Source organism: Patiriisocius sp. 208BN25-11 (genome assembly GCF_058147145.1).
The window spans coordinates 1-286 of record NZ_JBYVJY010000061.1 but is presented as its reverse complement, the minus strand read 5'-3'; the positions used below and the strand labels follow the sequence as shown (position 1 = coordinate 286).

The following is a 286-nucleotide window of genomic DNA, read 5'->3' as shown; positions in this document are numbered from 1 at the left end:
AACAATTGCATTTTCATTTGCCTCGTGCCATGAATCAAGCGCCTGTTTCACACTCGCTGCATCCCCCACAGTAAACTGCATAATGGTTCCTTCGGCACCTGCTTCGTTTACTTCTTTTAGCTTTTCTTCTGCAGCGGCTTTGTTGCTATTATAATTAAGCAATATATGATAGTCACTATCTATGGCCAATTGCTTGCAAACAGCACGCCCTATTCCTCTAGAACCACCAGTAGCTAATGCGAATTTCATTTTCTCTTTTTTATCTGCCATTTTTTAGTCCTACTTA

At 40.6% G+C, this 286-nt stretch carries 1 protein-coding gene; it reads right to left on the bottom strand.

The features are described from left to right. Window positions 1-270: SDR family NAD(P)-dependent oxidoreductase (locus ACY2RS_RS15555; protein WP_490099585.1), on the bottom strand; the 270-nt coding region annotated here is incomplete at its 3' end. Window positions 271-286: the final 16 nt, after the last annotated feature.